12 protein-coding genes are annotated in these 16458 nt (G+C 48.0%); 10 read left to right on the top strand and 2 right to left on the bottom strand.

Annotated elements, in window-relative coordinates:
* Window positions 1-11 precede the first annotated feature (11 nt).
* The 8 genes from ACAN54_RS08800 to ACAN54_RS08765 all read left to right on the top strand — a co-directional run bounded on the left by ACAN54_RS08800 (window position 12) and on the right by ACAN54_RS08765 (window position 9858).
* On the top strand, window positions 12-965 hold the full coding sequence (locus ACAN54_RS08800) for a carbohydrate ABC transporter permease (RefSeq protein WP_379153093.1): 954 nt from the start codon (window positions 12-14) through the stop codon (window positions 963-965).
* 11 nt (window positions 966-976) lie between these two features.
* Entirely contained in the window at window positions 977-1825 is an 849-nt protein-coding gene (locus ACAN54_RS08795) for a carbohydrate ABC transporter permease (RefSeq protein ID WP_379154179.1), read from the top strand.
* 65 nt (window positions 1826-1890) lie between these two features.
* Entirely contained in the window at window positions 1891-3615 is a 1725-nt protein-coding gene (locus ACAN54_RS08790; RefSeq protein ID WP_379153091.1) for a sensor histidine kinase, read from the top strand.
* Between the two features lie 14 nt (window positions 3616-3629).
* Window positions 3630-5000: an ABC transporter substrate-binding protein gene (locus tag ACAN54_RS08785; protein WP_379153089.1), complete on the top strand. Its 1371-nt coding sequence runs from the start codon at window positions 3630-3632 to the stop codon at window positions 4998-5000.
* Between the two features lie 18 nt (window positions 5001-5018).
* Window positions 5019-6617 (top strand): response regulator, encoded by a 1599-nt coding sequence (locus tag ACAN54_RS08780; protein WP_379153086.1) that lies wholly within the window; start codon window positions 5019-5021, stop codon window positions 6615-6617.
* A gap of 296 nt (window positions 6618-6913) precedes the next feature.
* Complete coding sequence (gene desA, locus ACAN54_RS08775) at window positions 6914-7978, top strand: Delta(5) desaturase DesA (protein WP_379153083.1); 1065 nt, start codon at window positions 6914-6916, stop codon at window positions 7976-7978.
* Window positions 7979-8113: 135 nt separating this feature from the next.
* A complete protein-coding gene (locus ACAN54_RS08770; RefSeq protein ID WP_379154177.1) occupies window positions 8114-9259 on the top strand; it encodes a sensor histidine kinase in 1146 nt (381 codons plus the stop codon).
* Window positions 9256-9858, top strand: coding sequence for a response regulator (locus tag ACAN54_RS08765; RefSeq protein WP_379153080.1), 603 nt, complete (start codon window positions 9256-9258; stop codon window positions 9856-9858). Before ACAN54_RS08770 ends, ACAN54_RS08765 begins: the two co-directional genes overlap by 4 nt.
* Window positions 9859-9907: 49 nt before the next feature.
* Here the strand turns inward: ACAN54_RS08765 and ACAN54_RS08760 are convergent, their stop codons facing one another.
* Window positions 9908-11395, bottom strand: a complete 1488-nt coding sequence (locus ACAN54_RS08760) for an oligosaccharide flippase family protein (protein ID WP_379153078.1) — start codon at window positions 11393-11395, stop codon at window positions 9908-9910.
* A gap of 79 nt (window positions 11396-11474) precedes the next feature.
* Window positions 11475-12593 (bottom strand): amidase domain-containing protein, encoded by a 1119-nt coding sequence (locus ACAN54_RS08755; protein WP_379153076.1) that lies wholly within the window; start codon window positions 12591-12593, stop codon window positions 11475-11477.
* A 503-nt stretch (window positions 12594-13096) separates the two neighbouring features.
* On the opposite strand from ACAN54_RS08755, the gene ACAN54_RS08750 reads away from it, so the two are divergent.
* Together ACAN54_RS08750 and ACAN54_RS08745 are read left to right on the top strand one after the other, a co-directional pair.
* Window positions 13097-14536 (top strand): SWIM zinc finger family protein, encoded by a 1440-nt coding sequence (locus ACAN54_RS08750; protein ID WP_379153074.1) that lies wholly within the window; start codon window positions 13097-13099, stop codon window positions 14534-14536.
* A 51-nt stretch (window positions 14537-14587) separates the two neighbouring features.
* Complete coding sequence (locus tag ACAN54_RS08745; RefSeq protein ID WP_379153072.1) at window positions 14588-16441, top strand: HEAT repeat domain-containing protein; 1854 nt, start codon at window positions 14588-14590, stop codon at window positions 16439-16441.
* Window positions 16442-16458: the final 17 nt, after the last annotated feature.

The raw sequence follows: 16458 nt of genomic DNA, 5'->3' as shown, positions 1-16458 counted from the left end.
GGAGGTGTGACATGGCTGAGCCCGTACTCGCGAGTCCACATGCCGAGAGCAAACGCCCTTTTTTAACTGAACAAAGACGGAGCCGCATTACTGCATATACCTTTATTTCTCCTTTCTTTATTCTGTTCTCGATATTTGGACTGTACCCGATATTCTTCACAATTTATTTATCCTTTTTTAAGTGGGATGCACTGGGTCCCATGAAATTCGTCGGTATGAAAAACTATGATCTGGTGACGAGCGACCCTACTTTCTGGATCTCTTTCACCAACACGCTCATTATGGGCCTTATGGGAACTGTACCGCAGATTATTCTTGCGCTGCTGCTGGCAGTACTCCTGCATTCGGGGATGACCCGTTTCAAGAAAACGTTCCGTATCCTCTATTTCATGCCGAACATCACTTCGATTGTTGCCGTTACTCTCGTATTCAGTACGTTGTTCGGTAATAACGGTATGATCAACTGGATGCTGAATGGACTCGGTCTGGACAGCATGGCCTTCAACTCTGGCTGGTGGGGTGTTAAAATCGCCATTTCTTCAATGGTCATGTGGCGCTGGACGGGCTACAATGCCATTATTTTCCTATCTGGCTTGCAGAGTATTCCAATGGATCTGTATGAAGCGGCCCGCATTGATGGAGCGAGCAGAAGACAGCAGCTTACCTTCATTACCCTGCCGCTGCTGCGTCCGTTCATAATTTTTGTTACCCTGCTCTCAACGATTGGAGCATTGCAGCTCTTTACAGAGCCATATGTATTCCTGGGCCAATCCGGAACCGGATCGACTAGACAGGAAGGAATTACGATGGTGACCTATCTCTACAGTGAAGCTTTCCGTAATGGATTCTTTGGTACGGCGGCGGCTACGGCAGTTCTGCTGTTCCTCGTCACGATTATTTTCTCCTTGCTTAATATGCTGGTCTCAAGCCGCATGGGCGGAGATACAGGAGGGAAAAAAGCGTGAGCACACTGCGTATGTTCAAAAAAAATCCGGACGATCTCGGCCTTTTCGGTAAGTTCTGGTTCTATGTTCTGCTAATTCTCGGGGCCCTGGTGTCCATCTTCCCGTTTTACTGGATGTTTGTGGTAGGTACCAATGACAAAGGTGCTGTATTCCATGTGCCGCCGCTCTTGACCATCGGGGATCAGTTCATTGACAACTTCAAGCGTGTACTGGATAAATCGGATTTCTTCCAGGCACTGGGCAACTCCCTGTTTGTATCATCAATGGTGACGGTTTCGGTCGTATTCTTCTGCACACTGGCCGGTTATGCGTTTGCCAAATATGAGTTTCCGTTCAAAAATGTACTATTCTACTTCGTCATTGCCACCCTGTTCGTGCCGCAGCAGCTCGGAGTATTGCCAACCTATGTCATTATGGCCAAACTGCACTGGATCGACAGTTTCAAAGCGCTGATTGTACCAGCGATGGTTAATGCCTTCGGGATCTTCTGGATGCGCCAGTACATTTCCACAGCTGTACATACGGAGCTGATTGAAGCCGGTCGGATCGACGGCGGAGGTCATTTCCGTATCTTCTGGAACATTGCAATTCCTGTCATTACACCAGCTATGGCTACGCTTGGTATTCTAAATTTCATGACCGTATGGAATGATTTCTTCTGGCCGCTCGTCGTGCTGAAGAACAAAGAGAATTTCACCATTCAGATTGCATTGCAGCAGCTGTTCACCACGCGTGACGGCCTGGATTATGGAATGATTATGTCTGCAACATTCACCGCAACACTACCGCTGCTCGTTGTATTCCTGCTCTTCAGCCGCTGGGTCATTGCCGGACTTACGTCGGGTGCGATCAAGAGCTAAGAGGAATTAAGGATTGCCGTGAAGAATAATAAGGACATAGGACAGCAGGAGGAAGGGAAGGATTTATGAAGCTCCGCCGCAAAATATTGTTCGCTATTATTCTTCTCGTGTTCATCCCCGTCATTGTGATGGGAAGTGTGACCTACGTTAATTTTTCCAATGCCATGGAGAAGAAATCCAGCAATTTCTACTGGATCTCCCTTCTGGAAACCGACCGCAAGCTGAAGTTTGCGCTCAGTGAAATCTCATCCATAACCAATTCGGCCATTACACAGCCGGCGATTCAGCAGTCACTGAAGCAGCCGGATTTTGTGCTGACGTATGACCGTAAGCAGGAGATCAATAATCTGCTGATCAATCATCCTATGATTACATCCTTTAGTTTGTATGGCAAAGACCGCTTATTGTATCAATACAACGCTCCGATGTCCTTCGCTGACATGCGGAAGCAAGTCTGGTATGGGGCAATGGAGGGCGCAGAGGGGCGCCCTGTCTGGTCTGGTCCAGGGGAGAACGGTTCGGAAGCTTCGGGTCACCCTGTGCTGGTGCAGGCCAGAATTATTAAGGATTATTATTCGCTGGAAGATATCGGCTATCTGGTGGTGTATGTGAAGCCGGATTTGCTGGATCAAATCTTCTGGGAAGCCGCCACACTGAAAAAAGGGGATATTCTGCTGGTGAACAAGCAGGGGAACATCGTCTTTACCAAATCCGGAGAGCATATCGGACAACGAACGGATTTTCCTTTTTTACAGGATAACTATTCTCAGGATGAGGATTATTACATCGACAATTATCAGGGGGAGAAATCACTGATTACTTTCCTCCCTTCACATAATGCAGACTGGTATTTGGCAGCGATTACACCGATGAATCTGATATCATCAGAGTCAGTCTCCATCCGCAATATTGCGCTCATACTGGGTGCGGTCTCGCTGATATCTGCTTTTTTATTTGACCATTATTTTGTGCGCAGGCTTGTGCGCAGCATCAACAGTGCAGTGAACGGTATGAAACGGGTGAAGCAGGGGATTTTTACACCCATTACCATTCCCCCTCGTGCCGACGATGAGAGCGATTCGCTGATTGACGGTTTTAACCGGATGAGCTCGCAGATCGTAGAACTGATCGAGCAGGTGCAGACGGAGCAGGGCCGTAAGAAGGAAGCGGAGATGCAGGCGCTGATGGCACAGATTAACCCGCATTTCATCTATAATTCACTGGAATCCATCAATTCCATGGCTATACTGGCAGGCAACCGGGATATCAGTAAAATGGTGATCTCGCTTGGTAAGCTGCTGAGGATCAGCATCAGTCAGAATCAGGAACTGATTCCGCTGCAGATGGAGTTTGAGCATGTCCGCCATTATCTGGATATCCAGAAATTCCGTTTTGAAGACAAGTTCTCTTATGCGCTGGAGCTGCCGGATTCCCTTAAGTATCTGATGACTCAAAAGCTCATAGTTCAGCCCATTGTCGAGAATGCCTTATACCATGCCATTGAACAGATGGAGGAGCATGGAGTGATTACAATCTCTGCGGAGGAGATGGGAAGGGATCTGATTATTATTGTCAAGGATAATGGCCCGGGCTTTGATCTTGCTACGATGATGAGTCTGTGGAATAAGGAACGCATCAATCCGAAAAAATACAGCGACAGCGGGGTCGGGCTTAAAAATGTGCATGAGCGCCTGAAGATCAGGTTCGGCAATCCTTATGGCATTGTAGTCTGTTCCTCCCCAGGTTTCGGGTCAACGATATGTATCCGCATTCCGAGAATTCTGCCATGACGGGGGCTGACGGAATGACCAGGAAGCAGACGATCCAAAGATGGCTGATGAAACGGGGATGGATCATTCTTTATATTGGCCTGATGTCGGGGGCGGTCTTCTTTATTATGCAAGGCAGAAGGGAACCTATTGAGGACAATGCCCAGGAGAAAATTACACTCACCTTCCGCCATTTTTGGATTAAGGAGCATGACCGGCCATTACTGGCTATTTTTGAAGAGGTTGTGGAGGAGTATCAGCAGGAGCATCCTAATGTCAAAGTGAATTTCGAGGGACTGGACCAGACCATACACCGGGAGCAAAAGCTGAAGAGTGAAATGGTTACCGGTACGCCGCCGGATATGTTCGTGTTATTCGGAGGGGCCGAGATTGAACCTTATGTCCGCTCCAACCGTTTGATGGATTTGACGGACTTTGCCGAGGAGAACGGTTTGAAGGATCAGTTCAAGGATCTGCACCTCTGGACGTTCAATAATAATCATATTTACGGTCTGCCGATTGAAGGCAATGCGGAGCCGCTGTACTATAACCGGACGATCTTCAACAAGCTCGGTATTAAGGTGCCTGAGACGCTGGCTGAACTGGATGAGGCGATCCGCCAACTGAAGCAGGCCGGCTACATTCCCTTTGCGCTCGGCAATGAAGACCGCTGGCCTGCGGGAATATTTGCCCATTATTTAATGGACCGCTATGCCGGTCCGGATCTGATCCAGAAGCTGGTCACCGGCAAGGATGGAGCCAGCTTTGAGAACAGCTATTACAAACAAGCTTTCCGGCATTTGGGTGAGTGGATCCACGAAGAGGCATTTAGTCCGCTCTCTAATGATACATCACCGGAAAATGCAGTCGGCCTGTTTACAAACGGGCAAGCTGCCATGTATTTGAACGGCAACTGGGATATTAACCTGTTCACTGGAGAGAAGGCATCTGAGGGTTTCCAGAACGAGGTAGGGGTTATTCCGTTCCCGGCTCTAGGAAGTGATGAGGAAGCCTCTATTGCGGGCGGGTACACCATCGGAATCGGATTGTCTTCGAGCCTGAGCGGAGCCAAACGGGAAGCGGCGCTTGCGCTGATGCAAGCATTCTATACACAAGAGATACAGAGACGGATTGTATACGAAGGCTTAAGAATCCCGTCCATGCGGATTATCATTGATCCGAATAAGACAGGGCCGGTATTTGCACAAGTCATGGAGATGATGGAGAAAAATCAGCAGAGCTTTGTGCCGTATGATAATCTCCTTTCCCCTGAGGTCAAGAAAACATTCCTGAGTGTCATAGAAGAGATGATTGATGGCGGTCTGCAGGGCAATGAGGCATTAAAGCAGCTGCAGGCCTCATCGGAACAATACTGGAAATTGATTCGGAGCTCGGCCATTCAATAAGCCTGGGGGGGTCTTTAGATGGGGGTAACACAGGTGAATTATAAAGTGCTGCTGGTGGATGATGAACCGGTCATTCTGCGAAGCTTGAAGGTTGCCATACCGTGGGAAGAACTTGGCCTTACTATTGTGGGGGAAGCGCGGAATGGGGAAGTGGCGCTGCATATGATCGAGGAGACGGAACCTGACATTATCATCAGCGACATCCGCATGCCAGTTCTTGATGGTATTGCACTGATGAAGGAGGTGCTGCCGCGCAGTGGTAAGCTGATCTTTATCTTTATCAGCGGGTACGGGGAGTTTGAGTATGCACGGGAAGCACTGCGGCAGGGGGCATTTGATTATTTGCTGAAACCAATTGATCATGAGGAATTAACCGAGATGCTCACACGGGCCAGAGCAAGACTCGACCATCAGAAGGAGAATGAACAGCTGATGCTCTCGGTACAGACTCTGTCGATGCTGGCCCGTGAGCGGATGTTTGCCGAGTTCACGCTTGGTAATCCGCGTCCGCTTCAGCATCTCAAATGGCTGGAGAACAGTGAGCTGGAGAGCGACTATTTCATGGCGGTGGTCCGGCTGGATCATTATGCCGCTCTGATCGCCGAGTGGAGTGTGGAGGAGAAGCGCCTTTGGCTGTTCGCGGTAAGGAACATTCTGGAAGAGTGGTCGCTGGAAAATGGTGTGTTGTCTGTGTTCCCGTTCTATAACGGTGAATGGATCCTGCTTTTTCCAGGAAATCTTACTACCGGCAGAAAAGAACTTGGCGAACAGTTGATCGAAGGGATCAAAAGATATTCCAAGCTGGAATGTTCAGTGGGGATCAGCCGCATCACACACGGGCTTAATCAATTGAGCACCGTGTACCCGCTTGCTTGCAAAGCTCTGTACCAGCGGTTTTATTCAGGTCAGGCAGGTGTATTCCTCGATGAGGATTCCTTACCTGGCGGAAGCCGGGAAGTGAAATATCCGAAAGAGCTGGAGCTTGCCCTGATTGAAAGTATCCGCACCGTAGATCTTGAGCGGATGCTGTCCTTATTCGATGAATTGTCCAGTTTCATTGAAGCACAGGGATTGCCGCAGGAGCTTGCGGAGAGGCTGATTATTGAGATGATTGTGGTGCTGTACCGACAGTTTGAACATCTCAATATGCATACTGACTGGTCCTTAGAAGGATTGCTCAGCAGGCTACACGGTCTAGGTACACTTTCAGCTATGATTGCGGCACTGAAGATGGAATTTCGCGAGTGGATGCTGGAGAGCCATAAATCTGCCACCCGTGAGGATGGCCGGAGCATCGTGGAGAAGTCCAAACGGTATATTGAGGCAAATTACCATAAGGATCTCAGCATAGAAGAGGTATCGGAGGTCGCAGATCTGAGCATCAGCCACTTTTGCACCCTGTTCAAACAAATCTCGGGCTATACCTTCCTGGAATACGTAACCCACTGCCGGATGGAGAAAGCCAAATATATTTTGCAGAACAGCAATGTTAAGGTCTATCAGGTTGCACCGCTTGTCGGCTATCAGGATCCGCGTTACTTTACGCAGGTATTCAAGAAAGCCACCGGAAAAACACCTACGGAATACCGTGAATTGAATTCCCGGCAGGCTAATTAGGCTTTGCCTTATCTCTGATGTTAAGTTTGCCTAACAAAACCGCAGGAGCTGGTCTTGAAGACCTTTGCTGCGGTTTTTTGTTGTATTGGTGGTTGGCTTGATGCTGTCCGGATACATGGAAGGAGCTTTCTCCCAGGGATAAACGAGGTGTTCAGCCTGTCTCCCTGTCATAAGTATGACATTTGTCATACTGTATCATTGATGTTTATGTCTTCCGCAGATGACACATACTTCTCTATAATTAAGATAGATGAATGTATCCGTGACCGGGCACATCCGAGGAGGAAATGAACAAGATGACTACAAACCAGACATCACAGCTCTCCAGCCTGAAAAAAAGCATGGCCCCTTTTGAAAAAACTAATCAGAGTGCGAGCATCAGACAATTGATCAATACACTCGTTCCGCTGGTACTTTTATGGATGGCAGCCTATTTCAGCCTGTCTGTATCCTACGGACTCACGCTTTTGTTCGCGGTCCCAGCTGCGGGATTCGTGATCCGCACCTTTATTATTTTCCATGACTGCTGCCATGGCTCGTTCTTCAAAAACCGCAAAGCCAATGATATCATCGGCACGATTACGGGCGTACTGACGCTTGTACCCTATCGCCAGTGGAAGCATAGCCATTCTATCCATCATGCCGGGAGCAGTAACCTCGATAAACGGGGAATCGGCGATATCTGGATTATGACGGTAGAGGAGTATATTGCTGCGAAGCCATTGAAGCGCCTGTACTACCGCATTTACCGCAATCCGCTGATCATGTTCGTGGTCGGGCCGATCGCTGTCTTCCTGATTCAGTACCGTTTCAATGCCAAGGGTGCAAGACGCAAGGAGCGGATGAACACTTACTTAACTAATGTTTCTATTGCCGCACTTTATGCTGCATTGATCTGGGCCATGGGCTGGCAGGCTTTTCTGCTGGTACAGTTGCCTGTTGTATTCGTATCCGGCTTTCTAGGCATTTGGCTGTTCTATGTACAGCATCAATTTGAGGATTCCTACTTCGAGCATGAAGAGGAGTGGAGCTATGTATCAGCCGCAGTGGAAGGCAGCTCTTATTATAAACTGCCTAAGCTGCTGCAATGGATTACCGGTAATATCGGATTTCACCATGTTCATCATCTAAGTCCGAAGGTGCCGAACTATAATCTGGAGCTGGCACACAATGCCTCCACACCGCTGCAGCATGCAACAACGATTACCATCGGAACCAGCCTGAAGGCCCTCCATTTCCGCTTATGGGATGAAGAGAATAAAGGTTTTGTCGGTTTCAGGGAGATCAAGGCGAGAATGAAAGAGCCGAAACCGGGAACAGATGGCCTGAAAGTCATCAAACCCGGATTCCAGGGCGAATAAAATATATAGCAGAGAAAGAAGCAGCCGGAGAACATCAGGCGCTGCTCTTTCTCTTTTTTTGCTGCATATTGTTGGAGGATGCTGGGTTTATGCTAAAATGGGGGTACAAACTTGCTGGCAAAAAGGATGGCTGACATGCAGAAGTGGCATCATATTTTTCACAAAAGTACGGGTCTCAGCCCATATGTATGGGTAGTGTTTTATATTCTCCCGTTTTATTTCATCTTCCGTTCCGCTTCGGTGAATCAGAACCAGTGGGTCTATGGAATCGTTATGATTATGGTCTTTTTCGCCTGCTATGTCCTCTCCTTCAAATCGAAGGGCTGGGTTGTCTATTTCTGGACCAGTGTGCAGATCGTTGTCTCAATTACCATGACTCTGCTGTTCGGATATATGTATTTTGCTTTGTTTATTGCCTTTTTTATCGGGAATATTCAGAAAAGAGCCGGTTTTTTTATTCTGTATTCGATTCATCTGCTGACCACTATCGTAGCTATCAACTATGAGCTGATTACTAGAAACCCTGTATTCATCTCACAGATTCCGTTTGTATTGGTGAGTATGATCGCGGTAGTTCTTCTGCCCGCGACAACGCATAACCGGAACAACCAGGATAAGCTGCAGGGTCAGCTGGAGGATGCCAACAAACGCATTTCTGAACTGGTAATCATGGAGGAGCGGCAACGGATCGCCCGGGATCTGCACGATACACTTGGACAGAAGCTGTCGCTGATCGGCCTCAAAAGTGATCTGGCCGGCAAATTGATTTACAAAAATCCGGCGCAAGCGGTACACGAGATTAATGACGTCCGCCAGACTGCCAGAAGTGCACTCAAGGAAGTCAGGGAAATGGTTACGCAAATGCGCGGAATCCGTCTGGAGGATGAGCTGGTACGTATCCGGCAATTGCTGCAGGCGGCAGAAATTGAATTCACTTTGGAGGGCAGTCCGAGGCTGACGAATACCTCCTTGATTACAGAGAATGTACTAAGCATGTGTCTGAAGGAAGCTATTACCAATGTAGTGAAGCACAGCCAAGCAACACTTTGCCAGGTGCTGATCGAACCGTCACGGACCGACCTGCAGATTAGGGTGAAGGATAACGGTACGGGAATTGAAGGAACCAACCTGTACGATAAGGGACACGGGCTGCAGGGGATGAAGGAGCGGCTTGAATTCGTGAACGGAAGTATGGATGTAGTGCAAGATCAAGGAACGACGCTCGTCATTAAGGTGCCGAATGTCTTTAAGCAACCGGAACTGGAGGTAAAAGAACTATGATCAAAATAGTAATTGCTGAAGATCAGCGCATGCTGCTGGGGGCACTTGCTTCCCTGCTGGATCTTGAGGAAGATATGCAGGTGGTAGGCCGGGCAAGCAACGGTGAGGAGGCTGTCAAGCTCGTGCAGCTGCACCAGCCGGATATTTGTATCATGGATATTGAGATGCCGGCGATGAGCGGTCTTGAGGCTGCGGAGGCCTTGAAGGATTCTGTCTGTAAAATAATGATTCTGACCACCTTTGCACGTGCGGGGTATTTCGAACGTGCTGTCAAAGCCGGTGTGGATGCTTATCTGCTGAAGGACAGTCCAAGTGAAGAGCTTGCGCTCGCGATCCGCAGTGTAATGGCCGGCAAAAGGCTCTATGCTCCCGAACTGATGGATGAGGCCTACAGCAATGAAGCGAATCCCTTGACCCAGCGGGAGAAGGAAGTGCTCGGACTCATTGCCGATGGCAAAAATACGAAAGAGATCGCCAGCCAGCTCTACATCACAACCGGAACAGTACGCAACTACATATCTGTAATACTCGATAAGCTTGACGTAGGGAACCGGATTGAAGCGATTACCCGATTTAAGGAAAAGGGCTGGTTTAAATAAACCGGAGATGTAAAGCCTGAGCGTATGTTAACAAGGCTTTGAATTGTATCTATTTTCTATTTCGCATGCACCGAAGATACATATAAAGTCCCGAAACCAGAAAATACAAGAGAGCTGCAAACAGAAACCTCCATAAGCTCACTGCTGTTCCATGATAAGATTGCGATAATTGCCTGACTCCGAACAATGTGACAGATAGAACCATGAGATCACATAGTAAGGCAAATAACAATCTACTGAGCTTATTTAGCTTAATCCGTAAAGCCCGCAAGTTCCATATAGAAGCAATTACCTCCAGTGAAAGTATGGAAATGGCTGCACCCTTATAACCGAAACCGGGGATTCCTACCAGAAAATATTGGACAATAATGGAGCAGGTGATTCCTGTAAGAAGTCCGTAAAATGGACTCTTCCTGATATCCTGTGACCACAAAATACTGGTGGAGATTTCGCGAAAACCCACCAATAGGGGGATCGCCGCTAAATATTTTATAGCAGGTCCGGCTGTTTCTGTATTGAAGATAAATAATGATAGCTCAGGGGCATATCCCTTTAGAAATAGGGCTGTTGCCATTCCCCATAACCAGCATATTTTTAAGGCTGTAGCGGAAAGATGATTAAATCTCTTCATCATTCCCTGCTGCCACTCCGCCGCCATTTGCACGGTCAGGGTGTGGCACAAGGCTCCAGTCAGAAGGGTGGGCGCATAGGCTACAATGACAGCCATTCCATAGATTACTCCATATATAGAGGTTGCTTCGGATGTGCTATAGCCAGCTGCTAGCAGCCGATTGGGAATGAGTACAGCATCTATAAATTCAGAGGCGGGAATGATAAGTCTTGTGGCAGAGATCATAAGTGAAGATTGAATGAACCAGAAGATCGGAAGAGACTGGACTGAATAACTGGTGTTGTTATGAAAGCTTGCTTTATTTATAGAAATATAGACAGTGAGCAGAGAAAAGGCGAACAATGCGCCTATGAAAGTACTGTAAATCCCTGAACCTATTGCGCGGTTGATCCCAAGGGGCAAGACATGCCAGACAATCAATAGTAAGAAGAAAATTCTGGAGGATTGCTCGATAATCTCGGACAGCGCTATAACCCCAATTTGTTTGTGACCCTGCAAGTATCCCCGCACCAATCCCAAGAGCGGCACAGCTAACAGTGCAGGAGCGAGACTTCGAATTGAAAATTCCAGACCGGGATTACCTAGCCTTTCGGAGATAGCGGTGGCCTGCCGAAAAACCACCAGACTGACAATTCCTCCAGAAAAAATAACGCCCAGCGATATGATTTTAAGTAGACTCCAGCTTTGGGCAGGTTTCTTTGCACTTGCCATAGCCAAGGTTGTCGGCAATCCCCCTGTGAACATAAGCACAAATCCGTAAAAAGAGTAGGCGATTTGATACAGACCAATTCCTTCTGCACCAACAATTCTTGTCAAGATCACACGACCGATCAGTCCGATTAGTTTCACGATGAACAAAGCAAAAGCTCTGATTGCAGATTGCCTTAACAGACGGGAAACTTTCATAATACCTCCAACATAACACCAATATCATATGATTAATTTATGACATTGATTCTGTGTTATGCTGACAAGCCTGAATTGTTCATCCTTTGATGTGAAAAAGCTGGTATTTGGTATCTTCGTCCCAGCCCAGATCAAAAGGAACGCGATACCGGTCTGCGGTGTGAGAATTGACAAGCGGATAGCCCGAATCATCAAATCCGACTATCACGGAGAAATGGTCCGTATCATCGTGCTTCAGGATATAGCCAATCAGATCTCCAGGCTGAAGCTTTGAAATGGCCCCACCGGGATATTTATTAGACGGGGACATAATCTGCTGATAATTGCCTTTGGCAATTAGTTCCCCGTATCCTGACCTCAAGAGAAATCTGCTGAAGGAATCGGTTTGTACCCAGGTTTGTGTGCCGCCGGATTTATAGAAATACCGCCAGGCTCCATTCATTGGCAAACCTCCGCCTTCTTCAGAATCCCCGATAACCTGTGAGGCAAAGTTCGTACAATCCCCGCCTTTACTGGTATAATCCAGATATTTTTTATTATAGTGATGCTGATTTCCAGCCCCCCATGCAGCTCCGGCATATTTATTTGCATATGCGACGGCCCGCAGGCGATTGAAGTTCTTGTCATCATTTTGATTTGATTTGGGTGTGACAGAAGGAGCAGCCCGCTCAGCTTTTTCCGCGATCTTCCGGGGATTCTCATCCAGAGGGTCCAAATACCATTCGCGCGTGATTCTCCAGTGACCGTTACTTTTCTTCAAGGTCATAAAATGGCGCGTCCCAACGCCGAAGTATTGCTCAGGGATAATTTTATTGTTGTATACATAGGTGATTTTAAGTGATTGTACCAAAGATACTTTGGCGGTATCTCCAATGATGCTCCGGCGGATCATCCGAATGTTGTTGTTGGCATGGATTAATTTAATATTCCGCTTCTCCGCCCAAGTATTCATATATTCGGTTCTATTGCGTTCATGCTGGAGAGCATGTTTACTCAAGGTCTGTTCCATAAAGTAATGTTCCTTAAGGAGACCCGTTTTGCCATTAATGATGATTTTGGCTCTATCCGCATAAATGTTTTCAAGCTCGGCTTCAAGCTCACGATCGGGTTCACTGGGATTTGCAGCAGCCCTTTCAACGGAGAAATGTAAGGAAACAAGCAGAAGAATAACAGCAGAGACGAGATATCTGTTTTTCATTAGTGTCAAAGTTCACCTTCCAGTCTTGTGGAAATACATGATTATCATGGAATGCTTTTTACGATTATCCATTTGTTGTTCAGAGCACATTGACAAGATTGCTACAGACCATTTTTTTTTGTGTTTACTACAAGAAATTTTTTGTTGCGAGAATTAATATTGCCCAACACGCTACGGGTTAATATGGGTATTTAATGCCATTTGAAATGCAATGCTTCAGATGAACATTATAAGATGGCTTCCGGGCTTCATTCGGGCGTTATCTTTTTGTTTTTGCGAAATTAATTAGGGGCTGTCAATAAACTTATCTTTACATGACTTTATTCCTGTTTTTCCCGCCTGAGCGTGTCCCGGATTGGAACCGGTGGATATTTTTGCTAAGATAAATGCAAACATGTGATCTTATCCCTTAATCTGGGTAATGACGTAATGAAGTACATGTGTGCAAATAACACAATATATCAGCTGAACTGCCACCTAATTCAGTCGGGAGGACAACTAATTTGCCTGAACTAACATCATCCTATGTAGATTCGCTCGCACCCAATGCCGCTGCCATTAAGAATGGCCAGGGTCTGGTGCGCAAGAAGAGCTTCGTACAGCTGCATGTTTCAGAGAATGGAGAGTTGCTCTTTGGTCAATGCGCCGGGAGCGGTAAAACCCCTTACGAATGCTCTGTGGATTTTATTACCCCTGAAAGTCCGGTGTTCCGTTGTACCTGTCCCAGCCGCCAGTTCCCTTGCAAGCACACCTTGGGCCTCCTTTATGCTTATGTGGATGGGCAGGCTTTCTCGCTAGCACCTGTGCCGGAGGATGTTGCCTCCAAACGTGAGAAGGCGGAGAAACGGGTTGAGAACAAGGCGAAGCAGACGGCCGAGGGTACCGAGAGTAAGCCAAAGAAGGTCAACAAGTCTGCATTGAAGAAGAAAATAAACGCACAGCTCGAGGGACTCGATCTGCTGGAAAAGCTTGTGCTGTCTCTGATCCGCGGCGGATTATCCTCCATCGACAACAAGACACTCAAAACCATACAAGAGCATGTGAAGCAGCTTGGTAATTATTATTTATCTGGAGCGCAGACACAGCTGCGCAGGTTTGCTCTGTTGCTGGGCAAGGGAGAGGACAGAGAAGAGGGTTATACATATGCCATGGAGCAGTTAACGCGGCTGCATGCTTTTATCAAGAAAGGCCGGATCTATCTGACAGCCAGAGCCGAGGACCCGGAGCTGGCTCTCGATCATGAATCTTCGATTGATGAATGGCTGGGACATGCATGGCAGCTATCGGAGCTTAAGGAGTATGGGCTGGTGAAGGAAAATGTGGAGCTAATGCAGCTTGCGTTCTATAGTTACGATGATGCTGCCCGGCAGGAGTTGGTAGATGTAGGCTACTGGCTGGAGACCGCTAGCGGCGAGATTCACCGGACTGTGAATTACCGTCCTTATAAAGCTGCCAAGCTGATGCGGGAGGAAGACAGCTTTTTTGAGCTTGCCTGTATTCCGCTGCTGTACACTTACCCGGGAGATATGAATGTCAGAGTGCGTTATGAAGAAATGACATCAAGAGCTGTAAGTGATGCAGATCTCGAACAAGTCTTGGTAAAAGCTAGCCGTTCTTATGCTGAGACGCTCAAGAAGGTCAAAAATCAATTGAAGAACCCTTTAAGTGATAAAACCCCTGTTGTATTACTTCATGCATCCAGCCTCGGTGTGACCGAAAACGGCCAGTATGTGATCACGGATGAATCCGGAGCCGGGCTGGTATTGGAAGACATTCCTTCGTTGCCTCAGGGCACCCTTGAGCTGCTCCCGTTCCTGCCTGCATCTGCTCTGAAGGATTGCTGCATGCTGGTGATGTTCGAGCATCTGCTGGATCAGGGACGCCTGGTAGCTCAGCCGTTATCCCTGATCCAGGGTGGGTCGATTACCCGGCTATTGTACTAACTGTCTATAAATATCATATACGTTCTTATATATCCTATAGGGGGACAGCCCATGAGTACAGCATTATTGCAAGAGCTTCACCAAGAGGTCAGAAGATTATATATCGCCGGCAGTGATCTGGCCGCAGGTGATTTCCGCCTAAAACGGCTGCTGCCGCAATTTCAGCAGCTTGGCGAGCGGGCTGCAGTGTTCAAAAGGCTCGGGGAAGGCATTGCCTCTCTGCTGGAGCCCGGGGACGGGCAAGGAATGCAGGCCGCGACCCGGCTGCAGGAGCTGACGCTGCTGCTGGAATCGGTGCTGTATACCCAAGGGGTTACTGCACCAGAAGGCACTCCTGGTGAGCTTCGCAGCCGTAATCTTTTGCTGGAGACCAAATATCCTTACCGTAAGCTCGCCGCAGTACGGCAGGCGCTCACTACCACCGGGAGCGGCAGATATGAGATTGTAATTGAGGCTTTTAAGGAGGGGATGTTTCAGGATCTTCGTCTGCTTCCGCTCGCGATTGCGGCACTCAATGATCCTTATTCCGAGATCGCCGAATATAGTATGTCGGAGATTCTCCCGGCCTACGGTCCTGACATTACCGGCTATCTGATCGAAAATCTGAATATCACCGGCGGTAAAAGTGAAGTCCGCAAGCTAAAGACCATCGCCAAGGCGGGAGGAACGGAAGTGCTTGAAGAGATCTTTCATGCTGCTGAAACCGGCAGTGACGAGATCCGGGCCGCTGCTATTGAATGCCTTGGCACACATGAAGCTTACCTGCCAGCCCTGCTGGAGTGGAGTACCGATAAGAAAAAAGTGATCCGCGAAGCTGCGTATAAAGCACTGGCTGCAGGCGGTTCACCACAAGGCGAGGAACGTCTGTATGAAGCTTTTTCGGGCAAAAAAGACCGGGAGCTAGCTGCAGATGCTATAGTGCACAGTTCTTCAGCAACACTATTTGAAAAGCTGTCAGTACTATATAACAAAGAGTTGCATGAAGCGCCGCAGGAGAATGTGGATAAGAAGCATACGGAGGAAGTATGGAACAGAATCCGGCCGTTTGCGACGGTTCTTTCCGGACAGCGGAATTCGCAGTTGGATGAGCTCTACAGCTATGTAATCCAGGAATATAGACGGTTTGCTTCCCTGGGCTTTACGACTGTAATTAATGAAGCCGCGTGGTATAAACAGAGAGCCGCTTCGGAATCGGCTTTTGAGGAGCTGCGACAGCTGGAAAAACTTGATTCCCGCTATTTCCCGCACTTTTTCCGCGCAGCCCAGCAGCTGATGTCACCTGAGGAGCTCTACAGACAATTTGGCGGCACGCTGATAAACAAGCTAAAAGCTGTAGTCACCAAGGATTCTGCGCAGCGTAACAAGCTGCTTATGGATACAATTATGCAGCAGGTTATGAATGTAGAGGAAATATGGTATGACGCAGTCTGGGACCCGCAGAGGGAGCGTCCATACCGTGAGATGGGAATGCTCTCCCCCGAAAAAATCCAGGCCGCATGGGACCCTCGTTGGTTGGATTTGTTCATACATCGGGATGTGACCGAGCTGGTATGCGCTTTTGCCCGACCGGATCATGAAGAATCCCGCAGCTATCTGCTGAATAAATTGAGCGATCAGAGCATCCAGCAGAAAAAGCAGCGGAATCATGACTTTATGGCGAATATCTTTACAGGTCTGGCGCGTTCTGGGATGCCGGATTCTGAACTGAATGAGCTGCAGATATCGGCAATGGAAAATGAGAAGGGCTATAGTCCCTACAGATTTGAATATGCCCAATTCCAGCAAATGCTGAAGTTTCCCGTAAGCTTCATCAGCCGTCTGGAAGCACTTCTCCCGAATCTGAGGTACTACGAAAGCCGTGCGCAGCTGGAATATGTGATCAATCAGCTTCGCAGCCAGGAATAATCATGAGCGGTCTAATC

It is taken from the genome of Paenibacillus diazotrophicus (genome assembly GCF_042610465.1).
The sequence above is the reverse complement of the archived record's forward strand: the minus strand, read 5'-3'. Positions and strand labels throughout refer to the sequence as shown.